Genomic DNA, 18,591 nt, shown 5'->3' on the forward strand with positions numbered 1-18,591 from the left:
CGTTTATATCGATAATATTAAGTAAGTTGACGGTTCAATACAAAATAGTCATGTAAACACTGTGTGGTTTTAAAATGGAGTTGTCCAGGCCAAGTGTCAGGTTTGTCTTGGGGCGATAAATAACCCCAATGCGCTATTCCACCAATCATATTAGCATTTTGAGCCGCGATAAGGTCACGTTCAGCATCTCCTATATAAATAATCGATTCAGGACTGATGTTCATCTGCTGCGCGGCAAGTAGCATAGGGGCGCGATGAGGTTTAGGGTGCAACGTACTATCACCACTGATAAGAGTTTTAATTCGCGACATCAAGCCGAGTTTGTCAACCAAAGGGCGGGCAAAGCGAGCATGCTTATTAGTCACAATTCCATAGGGAGTACCGTTATCATCGAAATGATTCAATAACTCTGCAAGGTTATCAAATAAAATGCTTTTGTCACCATTAATGAGCTGGTAATGATGCAATAATGCTTGTTGGATCTGTTTTTGCTCATCATCGCTAATATCAGGCAGTGCAGCCTTAACCAGCGCCAAACTGCCATGAGTGGCAGCATGCTTCACTTTTTCAAGACTGCATGGAGCATAACCCGCATCAGCCATGCCAAGGTTCAGTGCATAGACCAAATCTGGCGCAGTATCGGCAAGTGTGCCGTCTAAATCGAATAACACACCTTTAATCAAGGGCTTTAACACGCAGACTCCTAAGCGGTAGCAAACAATGCTAATCGACTTTTTGTGTAGCAATCATGTAATTAACATCAACACTGTTAGTGTATTTAAACACACCAGATAGTGGGTTATAGGCTATGCCCAATGCGTCTTTGCACAATAAGTCTGTTTTATCGACAAGATTAATTAATTCAGAAGGGCGAATAAACTTGCTGTGATCATGGGTGCCTACTGGCAGCATCTTAAGTAGATACTCTGCACCGACAATCGCAGTTAAATAAGACATCCAATTACGATTAATGGTTGAGAAAAACACATAGCCATCTGGTTTCACCATGTCACAGCATGCTTGAATGACAGATAGCGGGTCAGGGACATGTTCTAACATTTCCATACAGGTCACCACATCATAATAAGCTTGATGCATATCTCTGTGCTCTTCAGCGGTGCATTTGATGTAATTGACTGTCACACCAGTTTCTAATGCATGTAAACGAGCCACTTCAAGAGGTTCATTGCCCATATCTAAGCCATCTACATGGGCGCCGATTTTAGCCATGCTTTCAGATAAAATTCCGCCGCCACAACCAATGTCGAGCACTTTTTTACCAAAAATGCCCTGAGCTGTTTGATCTATATAATTTAAACGTAATGGATTAAGCTGATGTAACGGTTTAAAGGAGCCATTTGGATCCCACCAGGTTTGTGCCATTGCTTCAAATTTAGCAATCTCATCGGGGTCGACATTTTTATTCGCAGCAGTTTCAGTAGACATGATGTACCTAGATATCGTTATGCATTATGGATGACATTATATCCATTGATGCAGTTTTTAATAGGGCTAAAATATGCCAATGCAGATGATCCCAGTCAACTTTTGCTATGTTCAGGTGGTTATTTAAACAATCTATTGGTTGTATTGATTGTTTGTTGCTCAATATAAACATTTTTAAACCATTAAAACCGGACTTGCTAAAGTACTAAGTTACTGGTAAATGAGTAAGTTAGCCTTTTTATTAACACTAAAGTCAATTTGGTTTAGGTTTGCTCTGGCGACATTAAATAACTGTGTTAGAATGCCAAATCACGTTTTAAAGCTTGACGATATTATAGATTAAAAATCGTCAGCTCAATTTCAGGGGAACGCGCAGTTTATGACTGATCTGGCTTCATCTATTTCGCCAATTAATATTGAAGACGAACTCAAAAATTCGTATCTAGATTACGCTATGAGTGTAATTGTTGGTCGTGCATTGCCTGACGTGCGTGACGGCCTAAAGCCTGTACATCGCCGTGTCTTGTTTGCAATGAGCGAACTTAAAAACGACTGGAACAAACCTTATAAAAAATCCGCTCGTGTTGTCGGTGACGTAATCGGTAAATACCACCCACATGGTGACACCGCTGTTTATGACACTATTGTTCGTATGGCACAGCCATTCTCATTACGCTACACCTTAGTAGACGGCCAAGGTAACTTTGGTTCGGTTGACGGTGATTCAGCGGCTGCGATGCGTTATACCGAAATTCGTATGCAGAAATTAGCCCATTCTTTATTGGCTGATTTAGAGAAAGAAACGGTCGATTTTGTACCTAACTATGACGGCACAGAATTTATTCCAGCAGTATTACCAACTAGAGTACCGAACCTACTCATTAACGGTTCATCAGGTATTGCTGTGGGTATGGCAACCAATATTCCTCCGCATAACTTAAACGAAGTTGTTAAAGGGTGTTTAGCCTTAATTGAAGAGCCTAGCTTATCAATTGAGCAGCTAATGGAATACATTCCTGGTCCTGATTTTCCTACAGCAGCATCGATTAACGGCAGAAAAGGCATTATTGATGCCTACAATACTGGCCGTGGTCGCGCAATTATGCGCTCAAAGGCTGATGTTGAAACTGATGAGAATGGTCGCGAACGTATTATTGTTCATGAAATTCCATATCAAGTTAACAAAGCACGTCTAATTGAAAAAATTGCTGAGCTTGTTAAAGATAAAAAAATCGAAGGCATCAGTGGTTTACGTGACGAGTCTGATAAAGACGGTATGCGTATTGTTATTGAGATAAAACGTGGTGAAGTGGGCGAGGTTGTTCTTAATAACCTTTATGCTCAAACTCAGATGCAATGTTCGTTTGGTATTAACATGGTCGCGCTAACAAATGGCCAACCTAAGTTATTTAACCTTAAGGAAATGCTTGAGTGCTTTATTCTTCACCGCCGTGAAGTGGTTACCCGCCGTACAGTATTTGAATTAAGAAAAGCCCGTGAACGTGCTCATATTCTTGAAGCTCTTGCTATCGCATTGGCTAACATCGACCCGATTATTGCCTTAATTAAAGCCTCACCAACACCAGCAGAAGCGAAAGCCAAGCTTGTTGCTCAAGGTTGGGAATTAGGTCACGTACAAGGTATGTTAGAAAAAGCGGGTGATGATGCTGCTCGTCCAGAATGGTTAGAACCTGAGTACGGTATTCGTGATGGGGCTTACTATTTAACTGAGCAACAAGCACAGGCTATTCTTGAGTTACGTTTACACCGTTTAACCGGTCTTGAACATGACAAAATTCTTGCTGAATATGAAGAATTGTTAATTGTTATTGCTGCTTTGTTGCTGATTTTAAGCAGTCCTGAGCGTTTGATGGAAGTCATCAAAGAAGAGCTAGAAGAAATTCTTGAGCAATACGGTGATGAACGTCGTACTATTATTAACGCTAATGAAATTGATATGAGTCTTGAAGACTTGATCAACGAAGAAGATGTTGTTGTGACCTTATCACATTTAGGTTATGCCAAGTATCAACCTCTTTCTGACTACCAAGCACAACGTCGTGGTGGTAAAGGTAAAGCGGCAACTAAAGTAAAAGATGAAGATTTTGTTGAGAAGCTACTAGTGGCTAATACCCACGATACTATTCTCTGCTTCTCTGACTTTGGTAAAATGTACTGGCTTAAAGTGTATCAATTGCCATTGGCTAGCCGTACTGCACGTGGCCGTCCAATTATTAACTTATTACCTTTATCTGAAGGTGAACACATTACCGCCATATTACCGGTTCGCGAATATGCTGATGACAAATATATCATCATGGCTACCGCGCACGGTACCGTTAAGAAAACTGCACTTACTGCTTACAGTAATCCACGTGCAAACGGTATTATTGCTGTTAACCTGAAAGAGGGCGATCAGCTCATTGGTGTTGATATCACTGAAGGTAGTGATGACATCATGTTGTTCTCTAATACCGGTAAAGTGGTTCGCTTTAATGAAAAAGCACGCGATTCTGAAACGGGTGAAGTGAAAATTGACGCAGAAACCGGTGAAGAAGTCATTGCACTACGTCCTATGGGCCGAACAGCAACAGGTGTTCGCGGTATTAAGTTAGAAGATGGCCAACGCGTAGTATCCCTGATTGTGCCAAAAGGTGATGGTGCTATCTTAACTGTAACGGAAAACGGTTACGGTAAGCGTACTGAACTAAGTGAATACCCAGCTAAGAGCCGTGGCACTAAAGGTGTGGTTTCTATTAAAGTCAGCGATCGAAATGGTGCTGTTGTTGGCGCTGTTCAAGTTGGTGCTTTTGACGAAATAATGTTGATAAGCGACAAAGGTACTTTAGTAAGAACTCCAGCTGAAGGCGTATCAGTCATTGGTCGTAACACCCAAGGTGTGACAATTATTCGTACTGCAGAAGACGAGAAAGTGGTCGGTTTGCAGCGTATCGAAGAAATCCAATCTGATGAAGAATTAGATGAAGACGGTAACCCAATCATTGTTGATCCTACTGCAGAAGCAGATGAAGCAACGACGGATGTGGATACAGTTGAAGCAGTTAGTGATACTGAAGTTAAAGATGAGTCAGACGAGCAATCATAATATTGTCAGTGTTGATTAATTGAAAACGAGCGCCTTTTGGCGCTCGTTTTGTTTTACGGAAAATTTTTCATCAAAAACATTTAAAAAAGCGCTATTCAACGGTTGATAAAGTCCTTAGTATTACTGACATTGAACATCAAAAATCTATCATCATTAGTAGAGTGAAGGAGTTGTCTGTGAGCACAATTTATAATTTCTGTGCAGGTCCTGCGATGTTACCGCAACCGGTAATGCAAAAAGCACAACAGGAATTAATTGATTGGAATGGGCTAGGGGTCTCCGTGATGGAGATAAGTCATCGCAGTAAAGAGTTTATTGCCTTAACACAAGAAGCTGAAAAAAATCTTCGCGAGCTCATGAACATTCCACAAAATTACCATGTGCTATTTATGCATGGTGGTGGTCGAGGTCAGTTTACCAATGTAGTGACAAACTTTTTAGGCGATAAAGGCCGAGCTTTGTATTTAACATCGGGCCAATGGTCAAGTTCAGCGGTAAAAGAAGCTAAACGCATTGCTGGCGATTCACAAATTGATGAAATCAATATAGTCGAAACGATAAATGGTTTACATCAAGTATGCTTACCTGATTTAATGAGCATGGATAAAGATTACCGCTTCGTACATTACTGTGCCAACGAAACCGTTGATGGTATTGAAATATTTGACGCCTTAGAAAGTCCTTGGCCAGTGGTTGCGGACTTATCATCAACAATCATGTCCCATGCAATTGATGTCAGCAAGTTTGGTCTTATTTATGCTGGAGCACAAAAAAATATAGGTCCATCAGGTTTGTCGATAGTGATAGTGCGTGATGATATGTTGGCAATGCCAACCTTAGTACAATCATCAGTGATGGATTACACCATCACTAAAGATAATGATTCAATGTTTAATACCCCACCTACGTTTGCCTGGTACTTGGCAGCAGAAGTTTTCAAATGGTTAAAAGGTGTGGGTGGGGTTGCTGCGATTGAGAGTATAAACCAGCAAAAAGCTGCACTGCTTTATACCTGTATTGATGAGTTAGCGTTTTATAAAAATGGCGTTGATATTGATAATCGATCAAGAATGAATGTGACTTTTCAACTAGCTGATAGTGCACTTGATGCTGAGTTTTTAGCTGACGCAGAAAAAGCAGGTTTAGTGGCATTAAAAGGCCATCGTATCGTTGGTGGTATGCGAGCGAGTTTATATAATGCCATGCCACTAGAAGGTGTACAAAAACTAGTAGACTTTATGCATGCGTTCGCAAAGAAGCACAGTTAATCAAATTTTTTCATAGCAAAAAGGGCTGAATTATCAGCCCTTTTTAATTTTAATCTATTACAACATACTAAATAGTTAGTTACGTTTCATCAGTTGATTAACCGTTAAATGAACTATTAACAACACAATGATTAAACCAATAATGGCTAACCAATTATAATATTGTTGCAATTGATTTAGCCAGATAGTCTACATTTGACTCGCTGATCCCAGCAATACTTATCCGGCTAGAACCGACCATATAAATACTGTGCTGAGATTTAAGTGTTTCAACTTGGGTAGGGCTGATCCCTAAAAAAGAGAACATGCCTTTTTGTGCCGCAATGAAACTGAAATCCTGGCTAACACCCTGTTCAATTAACTTGTTAACTAACATTGCACGATTGCCATTAATGCGATTACGCATCACAGCCAATTCATCAAGCCACTGCTGTTTTAGTGTTTCATCACCCAATATGGTTTCAACAATGGCCGCGCCATGTGCTGGCGGCATAGAGTAAATGCAACGAACAACATACAGTAATACGGAAAAGGCCACATCAGATTGAGCGGCATCTCTACCGATAATTGAACATGCACCGATGCGCTCTCGGTACAGGCCAAAGTTTTTTGAACAGGAACTACATAAAATCATGTTCTCAACTGCTTTGGCCATTTCCCTTACGCCGTAGGCATCTTCGTCTACACCGTCACCAAACCCTTGGTAAGCCATATCAATAAGTGGTGTAAAACCTTGGTGCGCAGTCACCTTAATGACTTCATCCCATTGCGTTGTGGTTAAATCCATACCACTGGGGTTATGACAGCAAGCATGTAATAGCACAACATCATCTTTTGAGATCTGTTTCAACGCGGCAATCATTTGTTCAAATTTTAATGATTTTGTGTCGTAATTATAATAGGGATAGGTTTTAACTGTGATCCCCGCGGCTTCAAATAAACCAGTATGGTTGGCCCATGTTGGATCGCTTACCCATAGCACTGCATTAGGGCGACAGCGTTTAATGAAATCGGCAGCAACACGCAGCGCGCCAGTGCCGCCAGGAGTTGAAACCGTTCTAATACGGTTAGCCAGAAGAGCTGGATGGCTTTTACCAAAAGCGAGCTCAGTCATTAACTGATTAAATAAAGGTGAACCGGTTGGACCAATATACACCTTAGTATCTTCAGTGTCGGTACGACGTTGCTCAGCAACTTTGACACAATCTAGAATTGGCGTGTGACCTTTAGGGTCTTTATAAACACCTACACCTAAATCGACTTTATTGGCGTGATTATCTGCACGGTATTGGGTTAATAATCCTAAAATAGGATCGGCTGGTAAGGCTGTTAATAATTCAAACATGTGGATACCTTTTATTAGCGCTGTTTACTTATACTATTTTAAATTATCGCGCATACTTAGCGAATTGCTCTTAGGATAACGTGCTTTAAACAGATAGTTAAAGTCATTAATCTAAACAATGGCTTTTAATTTCTAGTTGAGTATTTTTCAGTTGGAAACTTATGCTGACAAATAAATAATTCTGTTATTTTTGAAACTATTCTGCTGTAATGGTTACCCATTACGAGCTATGTCTTATTTGATAAAGATAATGAGCATGGTTGAGGTTATATGCTAAATCAACACACAACAATTAGTGACAGTGCGTAAGTAAATAAGTGTCTTAATTATGGTTTGTGTCATATTTATGTCGTAATTAATTTGTTCCACTTAATCTATTTTTTAACGATAGAATAAGGGATGTTTGAAACCTGGTTAACGAAACTTTAATCAATTTATATAAGAAGAAAGCAAATGAAGCAACTGCATTTAGAGCCTATCGCTAACATGAATGGCGAAATAAATATTCCTGGCTCCAAAAGCATTTCGAACAGAGCATTGTTGCTTGCCACATTAGCTAAAGGCACGACAACACTGACCAACTTACTCGACTCTGATGACATACGCTACATGTTAGCGTCTTTGAAACAGCTTGGAGTTGAATTTGAACTCAGTGAAAATAATACTGTTTGTAAAGTTAAAGGGCTGGCAGGAACATTAAACAGCGAAAAACCTCAAACGCTTTTTCTCGGTAATGCAGGCACCGCCATGCGGCCACTTTGTGCGGCTTTAACGTTAGGCCAAGGTGAGTTCAATTTAACGGGTGAGCCCAGAATGGAAGAGCGTCCTATCGGTGATTTAGTTGATGCCTTACAACAACTTGGTGCCCAAATCAGTTACCTTAAAAACCCAGGTTTTCCACCATTAACCGTTAATGCTACGGGGTTAAATGGTGGTAATGTCGAAATTGCGGGTGATTTATCTAGTCAATTTTTAACTGCACTACTTATGGTCGCACCGTTGGCCAAAGATAGCGTTAATATCATTATTAAAGGTGAATTAGTTTCAAAACCTTATATTGATATCACTATCGCTCTAATGAAACAATTTGGCGTTGAAGTGATTAACCATAATTATCAGCGTTTTGAAATCCTAGCAGGGCAGCAATATATTTCACCGGGCAAAGTGTTAGTTGAAGGAGATGCTTCATCGGCTTCTTACTTTTTAGCTGCTGGTGCGATTCAAGGCGGTGAAGTTAAAGTCACAGGAGTAGGTAAGTTAAGTATTCAAGGTGATGTCCAATTTGCTGATGCATTAGCGGCGATGGGGGCTAATATTGAGTGGGGTGATGATTATATTATCGCCAGAAAATCAACATTAACCGCCATCGATATGGATATGAACCATATTCCAGACGCGGCAATGACCATTGCGACAGCGGCTCTATTTGCCAAAGGAACTACTTCATTGCGCAATATTTACAACTGGCGAATTAAAGAAACCGATCGCTTAGCAGCAATGGCGACAGAGCTGCGCAAAGTAGGGGCGATAGTTGATGAAGGCTATGATTACATCACAATTACCCCGCCGGAAAATATTAATACTGCAGCAATTGATACTTATAATGATCACCGTATGGCGATGTGTTTTTCATTATTGGCATTTGCAGACTGCGGGATCACAATTAATGATCCCGATTGCACCTCAAAAACATTTCCTACCTTTTTTAGTGAGTTTAAACGTTTAACTGATTGTTAAAATAGATTAAACCCCTAAAATTCAATTCTTGGGTATGGTGTTAATAGAGCAGAAAAGCTCTATTAACACACACTTCTGAGTTAATTTTATCTTAGCAACGGCTTTTTATTGAAAATTGTTATACAATGCTGCCGCTTATTTTTGGCTAAACCCTTTTTTATATTCAGGGATGATGTTTTTCGGAGGAATTTATGACTGAACGGGCTCCAATAGTGACTGTGGACGGTCCAAGCGGTGCAGGAAAAGGGACGATTTGCCAATTATTATCCAAACATTTAGGTTGGCATCTATTAGATAGCGGCGCAATATATCGCGTACTAGCACTTGCGGCTATCCACCATCATATAGAATTAAGTAACGAAGAAGCATTAACGTTAATGGCTGCTCATTTAGATGTGCAGTTTCTGACTCACGCAGACAGTAATGCCATTAAAGTGGTACTTGAAGGCGAGGATGTGACGACAACCATCCGCAGTCAAGAATGCTCAGATGCGGCTTCTAAGGTCGCAGCTTTACCGCGTGTACGCGAAGCATTACTACGCCGCCAACGTGCTTTTTCTGCCACGCCAGGTTTAGTTGCTGACGGCAGAGATATGGGAACAGTTGTGTTCCCCCAAGCCCCAGCCAAGATATTCCTAACGGCTTCTGCCCAAGAGCGTGCTGAAAGACGCTTTAATCAGTTGCAGGACAAAGGCTTCGATGTTAAAATCGACCGCCTTTTAGCTGAAATTATCGAACGAGATGAACGTGATATAAATCGTTCAGCTTCTCCGTTAGTGCCAGCTGAAGATGCCTTAGTGATAGACACTAGCGGCATTTCAATTGAAGGCGTACTGGCTCTAGTGTTAGAGCACGTAAATAAAAAAATTACAGACTAGTTAAGATAAATAGTAACTTTATTAGTTATTTAAGCTAAACTAGCTGTAGGTATTCGCGTTATGGATGACGTGGATTATATTACTAGACTCCACATCTAGGATGGATGGTGGTTTATTACATAAAGTAACCCAAAAACATGACTGAATCTTTTGCTGATCTATTTGAACAATCCCTTCTAACTCTGGAGTTCCGTCCAGGTTCTATCGTTCGTGGTACTGTTGTTGCCATCGAAAACGGTATGGTACTTGTTGACGCAGGCCTTAAGTCTGAAAGCCCAATCAATGCTGACGAATTCAAAAACGCACAAGGCGTTTTAGAAATTCAAGTTGGCGATGAAGTTGATGTTGCGCTTGACTCTGTTGAAGATGGCTTCGGTGAGACTCAACTGTCTCGCGAAAAAGCTAAGCGTCATGAAGCTTGGATCGTTCTAGAAAAAGCGTACGAAGATGCTGAAACTGTAATCGGTATCATCAATGGTAAAGTTAAAGGTGGTTTCACTGTTGAATTAAACGGTATCCGTGCCTTCTTACCAGGTTCTCTAGTTGACGTGCGCCCAGTTCGCGACACCGCTCACTTAGAGTACAAAGAATTAGAATTCAAAGTTATCAAGCTTGATCAGAAGCGCAACAACGTTGTTGTTTCTCGTCGTGCTGTTATCGAATCAGAAAGCAGTGCTGAGCGTGATGCACTTCTTGAAAATCTACAAGAAGGCCAAGCAGTTAAAGGTATCGTTAAGAACCTTACTGACTACGGTGCATTCGTAGATTTAGGTGGTGTTGACGGTCTATTACATATCACTGATATGGCGTGGAAACGTGTTAAGCACCCATCTGAAATCGTTAATGTTGGTGACGAAATCAACGTTAAAGTACTTAAGTACGATCGTGAACGCACTCGTGTGTCACTAGGTCTTAAGCAACTTGGCGAAGATCCATGGTTAGAAATCAGCAAGCGTTACCCAGAAAGCACACGTCTTACTGGTCGCGTAACTAACTTAACTGACTACGGCTGTTTCGTGGAAATCGAAGAAGGCGTTGAAGGTTTAGTTCACGTTTCTGAAATGGATTGGACTAACAAGAACATTCACCCATCTAAAGTTGTTAACTTAGGTGATGAAGTTGAAGTGTTAGTATTAGACATCGATGAAGAACGTCGTCGTATTTCTCTTGGCCTTAAACAGTGTAAAGTTAACCCATGGGATGACTTCGCAACTAAGTTTAACAAAGGCGACAAAGTATCTGGTAAGATCAAGTCAATCACTGACTTCGGTATCTTTATCGGTCTTGACGGTGGAATCGATGGTCTTGTTCACTTATCTGATATTTCTTGGAACGGTACTGGCGAAGATGCAGTGTCTGAGTACAAGAAAGGCGACGAAATCCATGCAGTGGTTCTTTCAGTAGACCCAGAACGTGAACGTATCAGCCTAGGTGTTAAGCAAACTGAAGATGATCCATTCAATGCATATTTAGCTGACAAGAAGAAAGGCACCGTAGTACACGGTACCGTTGCTGCTGTTGATGCTAAAGGTGTTACAGTTGAACTAGCTGATACTGTTGAAGGTTACATCCGTGTTGCTGACATTTCTGCTGAGCGCATCGAAGATGCATCTACTGTATACTCAGTAGGTGATGCTATCGAAGCTAAGTTCATGGGCGTAGATCGTAAGAATCGTTCTATCAGCTTATCTATCAAAGCGAAAGATGAAGCTGAACAGAAAGAAGCTATCGCTACTTTGAACAAGCAAGATGACGCGGTTATCAGCAATGCAATGGCTGAAGCGTTTAAAGCTGCTCGTAAGTAATCGAAAATCGCCTGTTGTATGGGGAGAGAGCCTCCCCATTAGGCGACTGTGTTTGGCTTGGAAATAGGAAATAACTAAGATGACAAAATCTGAACTTATCGAAAAACTCGCCACTAGGCAGTCGCAACTGTCGGCGAAAGAGGTTGAAGCTGCCATAAAAGAAATGTTGGACCAAATGGCGACAACATTAGAAAGCGGGGATCGTATAGAAATCCGTGGATTTGGTAGTTTCTCGCTTCATTATCGTGCACCACGTGTTGGCCGTAATCCTAAAACTGGTACCTCAGTTGAATTGGATGGCAAATATGTACCGCACTTTAAGCCAGGCAAAGAACTGCGCGAACGTGTCGATGCGGTTAATCAATGATTAACGCTTGAATAAAAAGCCTCCAATTGGAGGCTTTTTTGTACCTATTGAAAGTCAAAGCTGGTCAGCGCCGTAAATATCTTAGATAATCATTATATTGCTTTGTTCTGATGGAGAATCCCGTGAAGTCTTTTTTTGCAATCATTATTGTTGGGTTGTTGTTTATTTTGGCATTATTGTTTGGCGCTAAAAATGAGCAGGTAGTGACATTGAGTTATTTTATCGCAGAGGGACAGTACCGTTTACCGGTTGTTTTGGCAGTGGTATTTTTATCGGGTTTTATGTTGAGTTGGTTATTAGCCAGTTTTTACATCATGAAAATGAAGTTGGCACTGCGTAAAGCCAATAAAAGTCTGAGCAAACTTGGTCACATTACGGCTATACCGACTCACCGTACGACAGAGCAACTTAATGTGGATACCGTTAGCTAACTATGCTTGAAATTTTGTTCTTATTATTGCCTATCGCTGCCGGTTACGGCTGGTACATGGGGCGCAGAAGTATTCTGCAACGCGATAGTCAAAAAAGTAAAAAATTAAGCCGTGATTATTTTACCGGCTTGAATTTTTTGCTTTCTAATGAGTCAGATAAAGCCGTTGACCTATTTATTAGTATGCTAGATGTTGATGATGAAACAATAGATACTCATCTTTCATTAGGTTCATTATTTCGAAAACGCGGTGAGGTTGACCGCTCTATTCGTATTCATCAAAATCTTATCGCTAGACCAAACTTGACCGCTGAACAACGTGATATCGCTATGATGGAGTTAGGTAAAGATTATATGGCTGCCGGATTTTACGATAGGGCAGAAGAAATCTTTCTTAATCTTGTCAATCAAGATGATCACAGTGAAGAAGCCGAATCTCAGCTTATTTCAATCTATCAGGTCACTAAGGAATGGCAAAATGCCATTGATGTGACAAAAAAACTGCCCAAAAAGCGTCAGCAAGTGTTTAAAGTTACCACCGCACATTTCTACTGTCAGCTTGCTGATGAAGCTACAGACATGCTCGTAAAAATTAAAAAACTTCAATTAGCCATCAAGCAGGACGCCAGTTGTGGGCGTGCATGGCTTGCATTAGCGAATATTTATCTCGATAGTGATCAAATAAAAGAATGTAAGGATTCGTTACATCAATTAATTGATGCTGATATAGCACTGTTCCCCGACAGTATTAACATTGCCAAACAAGTTTACCGCCAGTCATCGGACAGCGAAGGTTATGAGCAACTTTTGAGTCTGGCATTAAAACAAGGCGCGGGTGCGAGTGTTGCTATTGCATTGGCAGAGCATCAGATTTCAAAAAATAATAGTGACTCAGCTGAAGCTATGATGTTAGATAATTTATATCGACATCCCACCATGAAAGGTTTTCAGCACTTAATGAAGCTACATATTAAGCAAGCTGAAGATGGTAAAGCTAAACAAAGTTTATCTATGCTTGAAAAATTAGTAGAACAACAAATTAAATTTCGACCTGGCTACCGCTGCCGTGAGTGTGGCTTTCCTGCTCATGCCTTGTATTGGCATTGTCCTTCTTGTAAGCATTGGGGCAGCATTAAGCGAATAAAAGGGCTTGATGGTGAATAGATTTTTGTTCTCATTGAGTTTTAGCGCAAATAAAAATTCAAAAAATTGACTGTAAACGTTGGAGAAAGTATGACTGATAAACCTATTGTTGTGGCTTTAGATTATAACAACAAAGCTGAAGCCTTAACGCTTATTGATAAACTTGATCCTGCTTTATGCCGGTTAAAAATCGGCAAAGAAATGTTCACTTTGTTTGGGCCAACACTTGTCGACGATATTCATCAGCGTAAATTTGCTTTGTTTTTAGACCTTAAATTTCATGATATTCCCAATACTGTGGCTAAAGCTGTTAGTGCTGCTGCGGATCTGGGCGTTTGGATGACCAATGTGCACGCCAGTGGCGGCTTAGCCATGATGCAAGCGGCAAAACAATCCCTAGACAAATATGGTAAAGATGCACCATTATTAATTGCGGTTACTGTACTAACTTCAATGTCTGATGAAGACTTAGTCTTGCTTGGTATTAACGTACCAGCATTTGAACATGTGTTACGTTTAGCTAAGCTAACACATCAAGCTGGTTTAGACGGTGTGGTGTGCTCGGCCCAGGAAGCAAAATTATTGAAATCGACTTTTGGTCAAGATTTTAATTTAATTACCCCTGGCATACGCCCTGTAGGATGTGATGCAGGCGACCAACATCGGATTATGACGCCACCACAAGCTATTATCGCGGGTTCTGATTACTTAGTAATAGGTCGCCCAATTACGCAGGCTGCAGATCCTCTCGCAGCGCTGACGGCAATACATCAATCTTTACAAGTCTAATAGTATCGCTAATTTTGTAGCTCACTTGCTGAACGTATTAAGGATAAAATATGTTTGATTATACAGGTCAAAATGTCGTTGTTGTCGGTGGCACTTCTGGGATCAATTTACACGTTGCCATTAGTTTCGCTCAAGCTGGCGCCAATGTAGCCGCTGCCAGTCGAAATGCAGACAAAGTGAACTCAGCTGTTGAATTATTAAAGCAAGCAAACCCAAGTGGCACACACATTGGCGTCAGTTTTGATGTACGAGATGAAAACGCTTTAGCGATAGGGTTTGCCACTATTTCACAAACCTATGGCCATATCGATGTATTAGTGAGTGGCGCGGCAGGTAATTTTCCTGCCAGTGCAGCTAAACTGTCTAATAATGGCTTCAAGTCAGTTATCGATATTGATCTTATTGGCAGTTTTCAAGTGCTTAAACAAGCTTATCCTTTACTGAAACGTCCCAAAGCTTCTATTATCCAAATTTCAGCACCTCAAGCCTATATCGCTATGCCTTTGCAGGTTCACGTTTGCGCTGCTAAAGCAGGGGTCGATATGTTAACGCGCACTTTAGCTTTAGAGTGGGGGATAGAGGGAGTCAGGATAAATTCAATCGTGCCAGGGCCAATTGAGGGAACGGAAGGTTTTAATAGACTTGCTCCCAGTGAAGCATTACAACAAAAAGTCGCTTCAAGTGTGCCATTACAACGTAATGGCCAGAAACAAGATATTGCCAATGCTGCATTATTTTTGGCTTCCGATATGGCTTCTTATATCACAGGCGTCGTGTTGCCAGTGGACGGTGGCTGGTCACTTGGGGGGGCGAGTATCGCAATGACCGAATTAGGCAGTTTGGCAGCAAAACACGGATTATAATTAAGGGTTCTACCATGGCAAATGCATTACAAGATCAATTACTAAAAGCGGGTTTAACTAGCAAACAAAGCGTTAAAAATGTGAAAACACAGAAGCGTCGCGATAAGAAAGCCAACGTTGATGACGGTAGCACGGTATTAAAGCAACAAATAGCAGAGCAAAAACAGCTTCAAGCTAGAAAAGATAAGCAATTGAATGAACAACGCTTTAATGAAGCAACTGAAAAAGGCCAAGTGAAAGGTTTAATCTCTGAATTCATAAAATTTGCCATCTCTATTCCAAAAGATGCTGAGACTAAATTTAACTACACCTTAGAAAAAAAGATTTTTTCTGTCTATATTAATGACAAAATTCAAGGCCAATTATTAAATGGTTCATTGGGCATTATTCGTTATGAAGATAAAAGCTATTTAGTCCCCCACAAATTGGCGGTGAGAGTTAATTTATTGGTTCCTCAGTGGTGCGGGTATTTATGGGATTCAAGCGCACAAGATGCAGTCGCACAAGTTGCTGACGCAGATGACCCATATGCTAATTATGCTATTCCTGATGATCTGATGTGGTAAATAATTACTGCAACATAAAAAAAGCCTCAATTGATTGAGGCTTTTTTTTTATACCCTTAATGCTTTAAATGCCAAAATTTGTTGGCAATATGCTAGATGATGGCGAATATCATCTAGATGCTGAGATGCATTAAAATCCATCAAAAACCAATTGGATAACCCATTTTCAGGTGTTTGATTATAAAATAGTTTTTCACATTTAAGCAGGTTATTTATGTTAGCTGCTTCAAGCCAGAAGTGCGCATCTAAACTCGCTATTTGTTTCAGCATTTGCAGCTGCTCAACATAGTCATCAGGTAGCGTTACTTGGCATTTTAAAGCCGGGGTCCGCATATCATTATGCTCACCCAATAATGCTGAAATTGGATTAAATCCCTTTTGGGTAGCTATTGATGAGTTAAATTTGGGTTTCACATAAAGTTCGGGCCAATGCAGATGAGGATGAGTGAGTGCTATCCCTAATGCAATACGCCTCTCACCAAGCCAATTATGAACCATACAGGGTAAAGTTTCTGTTTCCCCCATGGTTACGCTTCTTGCCAATGAAGGCAATAATGACATGCGAGTTAAGTAAACAGTTTTAGATATCATTGCAGACATTATTGCAGTAACAAGACCAGATGACGGCCAACAATCAATTCTTTTTATTAAGCTGTTAGCAACTGTGGTTAATATTTGCACAAAAATAGCATCGTTATGACTTCTTTCTACCGTAAATGCCTCGTCTACACCGGCATAAGGACCGTTACAAATAGTAATAGTGTCTTTATGTTGCGTAGCATTGAAGGTGATCGAAACACCATTAGCTGATGGCAGCCAATCTCCATCAGCATTACCAATTATAGTTACTTGTTCAAGAGAGTCATAAAACTTTTGCAGGGGCATCATTACATCTACATCGTTAACAATTGCAGTTATTCTAACTTAAAAATGGCCTAAAACGGTTAAGCATTCGTAAATATATTAAGTAGTATAATTTTAACGCAATATCGTAAATGAACCAGTTTACACTTGTATTCAGCGAGTAAATTATATAAATTTAAACACCTGTTTTAATTATTCGTTTGAGAGACTGATATGAACCCATACCAAGCGCCCCTAAAGGACATGAAATTTTTGTTAGAAGACGTATTTGATGCCACAAATACCTGGCAACAATTACCAGAATTAGCTGACATGGTTGATATGGACACTGCAGTTGCTATTCTTGATGAAGCCAACAAAATCAGTCGCGACTTACTTCACCCTATTAATAGAAGCGGTGATGAACAAGGCGTCGTCCATGATGGCAATAAAATTATTACTCCCGATGGATTTAAAGAAGTATACAATCAATTTTCTGCAGGTGGCTGGGTTGGTCTTTGTGGTGATGCCGAATTTGGCGGTATGGGTATGCCTAAAATGCTAGGTATTTTGGTCGACGAAATGGGCTACAGTGCTTGTAATTCATTCGTTCTCTATAGTTCGCTAACGGCTGGCGCCGCACTGTGTATTAATGCCCATGCTAGTGATGAGTTAAAACAAACCTACTTACCTAACTTATACTCTGGCCAATGGGCTGGTGCCATGGATATGACAGAGCCGCATGCCGGGTCTGATTTACGTGGTATTCGCACCAAGGCCATACCACAAGAGGATGGCAGTTACGCCATCACAGGTAATAAAATCTTTATCACTGGTGGCGATCAGGATTTAACTGAGAACGTTATCCATCTCGTGTTAGCAAAATTACCAGATTCTAAAGGTATTTCATTATTTTTAGTGCCAAAAATTAAGGTTAATCTTGATGGCAGCTTAGGCGAGGCTAATGGCGTAACGGTTGGTTCAATTGAACATAAGATGGGGTTGAAAGCCTCAGCGACTTGTGTAATGAATTATGATAACGCCATTGGTTATTTGATAGGCGAGCCAGATCGTGGCCTAGTGTGTATGTTTACCATGATGAACTATGAACGCTTAGCGATTGGCATACAAGGGCTAGGAAACGCACAAGCAGCTTATCAAATGGCCAGTGAATATGCTAAAGAGCGTTTGCAAGGCGTAGCCGCAGGCACTAAGCCAACGGGCGTGTCAGATCCCCTTATTGTGCACGGTGACGTGCGCCGTATGTTACTCACAATTCGTGCAATGACAGAAGCTGGGCGCGCCTTATCGGTATTGACTGGTAAGCAACTTGATTTGGCTAAATATGGCGAAGGCGATGTAAAAGCCAAAGCCAGCCAGTATGTCGGATTATTAACACCTGTTGCCAAAGCATTTTTAACCGATAGAGGCCTTGATGCGACTATTATGGCGCAGCAAGTTTTTGGTGGTCATGGTTATATTCGTGAAACGGGTATAGAACAATTTGTACGTGATACTCGAATTGCTCAAATTTACGAAGGTACAAATGGTATTCAAGCCATTGATTTCTTAGGCCGTAAAGTGACCGGAGATAATTTAGTTGCTTTGACATTATTTATTGAAGAATCAATTCAAACTCTGCAAACCCTTACCCATGTATCCGAAAAGCATATTGCAGCAGTCAGCGAACGATTGAATGCTTTATTAGTTACAGCGGCCTACATTAACGATAACAAAGTAGCTCATCCTGCATTGATTAATGCTAGTGCGGTCGATTATTTGGATGCATTTGGTTATGCATTATATGGATATTTCTGGTTAGTTATGGCGGATAAGTCTACTCATCACATTGATAAAGACTTTAGCCAACAAAAGCGCTATGTAGCTGACTTTTATATGGATAAATTACTGGTCAAAGTGGATTACCATTTGTCTCAGGTTAATCAGGGTGATGTGTCTATCATGCAGATGCCGGCTGAAATGTTTTAACAAAGTCATCATTTAC

The 18,591-nt window shown here is 40.6% G+C and carries 16 protein-coding genes; 12 read left to right on the forward strand and 4 right to left on the reverse strand.

Going from position 1 to position 18,591, the window contains the following annotated elements; translation table 11 throughout:
* Positions 1-17: 17 nt before the first annotated feature.
* Both ACRWQN_RS10905 and ubiG read right to left on the reverse strand, forming a co-directional pair.
* A complete protein-coding gene (locus ACRWQN_RS10905) occupies positions 18-695 on the reverse strand; it encodes an HAD family hydrolase (RefSeq protein WP_434937705.1) in 678 nt (225 codons plus the stop codon).
* A 28-nt stretch (positions 696-723) separates the two neighbouring features.
* The gene (gene ubiG, locus ACRWQN_RS10910; protein WP_434937707.1) at positions 724-1,446 is read right to left on the reverse strand and encodes a bifunctional 2-polyprenyl-6-hydroxyphenol methylase/3-demethylubiquinol 3-O-methyltransferase UbiG; all 723 of its coding nucleotides are present in this window, start codon (positions 1,444-1,446) and stop codon (positions 724-726) included.
* 379 nt (positions 1,447-1,825) lie between these two features.
* Between ubiG and gyrA the strand changes: the two genes are divergently transcribed.
* Together gyrA and serC are read left to right on the forward strand one after the other, a co-directional pair.
* A complete protein-coding gene (gene gyrA, locus ACRWQN_RS10915) occupies positions 1,826-4,552 on the forward strand; it encodes a DNA gyrase subunit A (protein ID WP_434937708.1) in 2,727 nt (908 codons plus the stop codon).
* A gap of 176 nt (positions 4,553-4,728) precedes the next feature.
* Positions 4,729-5,820, forward strand: a complete 1,092-nt coding sequence (gene serC, locus ACRWQN_RS10920; RefSeq protein ID WP_434937709.1) for a 3-phosphoserine/phosphohydroxythreonine transaminase — start codon at positions 4,729-4,731, stop codon at positions 5,818-5,820.
* A 154-nt stretch (positions 5,821-5,974) separates the two neighbouring features.
* On the opposite strand, the gene ACRWQN_RS10925 is transcribed toward serC, so the two are convergent.
* Positions 5,975-7,165: an amino acid aminotransferase gene (locus ACRWQN_RS10925; protein WP_434937710.1), complete on the reverse strand. Its 1,191-nt coding sequence runs from the start codon at positions 7,163-7,165 to the stop codon at positions 5,975-5,977.
* Between the two features lie 453 nt (positions 7,166-7,618).
* On the opposite strand from ACRWQN_RS10925, the gene aroA reads away from it, so the two are divergent.
* The 9 genes from aroA to ACRWQN_RS10970 all read left to right on the forward strand — a co-directional run bounded on the left by aroA (position 7,619) and on the right by ACRWQN_RS10970 (position 15,743).
* On the forward strand, positions 7,619-8,902 hold the full coding sequence (gene aroA, locus ACRWQN_RS10930) for a 3-phosphoshikimate 1-carboxyvinyltransferase (protein WP_434937712.1): 1,284 nt from the start codon (positions 7,619-7,621) through the stop codon (positions 8,900-8,902).
* Between the two features lie 191 nt (positions 8,903-9,093).
* Positions 9,094-9,780, forward strand: coding sequence for a (d)CMP kinase (gene cmk, locus ACRWQN_RS10935; RefSeq protein WP_226409905.1), 687 nt, complete (start codon positions 9,094-9,096; stop codon positions 9,778-9,780).
* Between the two features lie 137 nt (positions 9,781-9,917).
* Positions 9,918-11,585, forward strand: a complete 1,668-nt coding sequence (rpsA, locus tag ACRWQN_RS10940) for a 30S ribosomal protein S1 (protein WP_226409904.1) — start codon at positions 9,918-9,920, stop codon at positions 11,583-11,585.
* A 79-nt stretch (positions 11,586-11,664) separates the two neighbouring features.
* On the forward strand, positions 11,665-11,952 hold the full coding sequence (ihfB, locus tag ACRWQN_RS10945; RefSeq protein ID WP_226409903.1) for an integration host factor subunit beta: 288 nt from the start codon (positions 11,665-11,667) through the stop codon (positions 11,950-11,952).
* Positions 11,953-12,074: 122 nt separating this feature from the next.
* Positions 12,075-12,383 (forward strand): LapA family protein, encoded by a 309-nt coding sequence (locus ACRWQN_RS10950; RefSeq protein WP_434937714.1) that lies wholly within the window; start codon positions 12,075-12,077, stop codon positions 12,381-12,383.
* A 2-nt stretch (positions 12,384-12,385) separates the two neighbouring features.
* Positions 12,386-13,546: a lipopolysaccharide assembly protein LapB gene (gene lapB, locus ACRWQN_RS10955; RefSeq protein WP_434937716.1), complete on the forward strand. Its 1,161-nt coding sequence runs from the start codon at positions 12,386-12,388 to the stop codon at positions 13,544-13,546.
* Between the two features lie 69 nt (positions 13,547-13,615).
* On the forward strand, positions 13,616-14,314 hold the full coding sequence (gene pyrF, locus ACRWQN_RS10960) for an orotidine-5'-phosphate decarboxylase (protein WP_434937718.1): 699 nt from the start codon (positions 13,616-13,618) through the stop codon (positions 14,312-14,314).
* A gap of 50 nt (positions 14,315-14,364) precedes the next feature.
* Positions 14,365-15,177, forward strand: a complete 813-nt coding sequence (locus ACRWQN_RS10965; protein ID WP_434937719.1) for an SDR family oxidoreductase — start codon at positions 14,365-14,367, stop codon at positions 15,175-15,177.
* A 14-nt stretch (positions 15,178-15,191) separates the two neighbouring features.
* Positions 15,192-15,743: a DUF2058 domain-containing protein gene (locus ACRWQN_RS10970; RefSeq protein ID WP_434937720.1), complete on the forward strand. Its 552-nt coding sequence runs from the start codon at positions 15,192-15,194 to the stop codon at positions 15,741-15,743.
* A gap of 48 nt (positions 15,744-15,791) precedes the next feature.
* Here the strand turns inward: ACRWQN_RS10970 and ACRWQN_RS10975 are convergent, their stop codons facing one another.
* Positions 15,792-16,631: a hypothetical protein gene (locus ACRWQN_RS10975; protein ID WP_434937722.1), complete on the reverse strand. Its 840-nt coding sequence runs from the start codon at positions 16,629-16,631 to the stop codon at positions 15,792-15,794.
* 189 nt (positions 16,632-16,820) lie between these two features.
* On the opposite strand from ACRWQN_RS10975, the gene ACRWQN_RS10980 reads away from it, so the two are divergent.
* Positions 16,821-18,575, forward strand: coding sequence for an acyl-CoA dehydrogenase C-terminal domain-containing protein (locus ACRWQN_RS10980; RefSeq protein WP_434937724.1), 1,755 nt, complete (start codon positions 16,821-16,823; stop codon positions 18,573-18,575).
* Positions 18,576-18,591: the final 16 nt, after the last annotated feature.

The organism is Shewanella sp. HL-SH8, assembly GCF_051165765.1.
GTDB lineage: Bacteria > Pseudomonadota > Gammaproteobacteria > Enterobacterales > Shewanellaceae > Shewanella > Shewanella glacialimarina.

Coding starts and splice junctions, on each gene's coding strand:
- aroA (WP_434937712.1), top strand. CDS start 7,619: ATGAAGCAACTGCATTTAGAGCCTATCGCTAACATGAATGGCGAAATA.
- ihfB (WP_226409903.1), top strand. CDS start 11,665: ATGACAAAATCTGAACTTATCGAAAAACTCGCCACTAGGCAGTCGCAA.
- ACRWQN_RS10980 (WP_434937724.1), top strand. CDS start 16,821: ATGAACCCATACCAAGCGCCCCTAAAGGACATGAAATTTTTGTTAGAA.
- gyrA (WP_434937708.1), top strand. CDS start 1,826: ATGACTGATCTGGCTTCATCTATTTCGCCAATTAATATTGAAGACGAA.
- cmk (WP_226409905.1), top strand. CDS start 9,094: ATGACTGAACGGGCTCCAATAGTGACTGTGGACGGTCCAAGCGGTGCA.
- ACRWQN_RS10965 (WP_434937719.1), top strand. CDS start 14,365: ATGTTTGATTATACAGGTCAAAATGTCGTTGTTGTCGGTGGCACTTCT.
- rpsA (WP_226409904.1), top strand. CDS start 9,918: ATGACTGAATCTTTTGCTGATCTATTTGAACAATCCCTTCTAACTCTG.
- ACRWQN_RS10975 (WP_434937722.1), bottom strand. CDS start 16,631: ATGATGCCCCTGCAAAAGTTTTATGACTCTCTTGAACAAGTAACTATA.
- pyrF (WP_434937718.1), top strand. CDS start 13,616: ATGACTGATAAACCTATTGTTGTGGCTTTAGATTATAACAACAAAGCT.
- ACRWQN_RS10970 (WP_434937720.1), top strand. CDS start 15,192: ATGGCAAATGCATTACAAGATCAATTACTAAAAGCGGGTTTAACTAGC.
- lapB (WP_434937716.1), top strand. CDS start 12,386: ATGCTTGAAATTTTGTTCTTATTATTGCCTATCGCTGCCGGTTACGGC.
- ACRWQN_RS10925 (WP_434937710.1), bottom strand. CDS start 7,165: ATGTTTGAATTATTAACAGCCTTACCAGCCGATCCTATTTTAGGATTA.
- ubiG (WP_434937707.1), bottom strand. CDS start 1,446: ATGTCTACTGAAACTGCTGCGAATAAAAATGTCGACCCCGATGAGATT.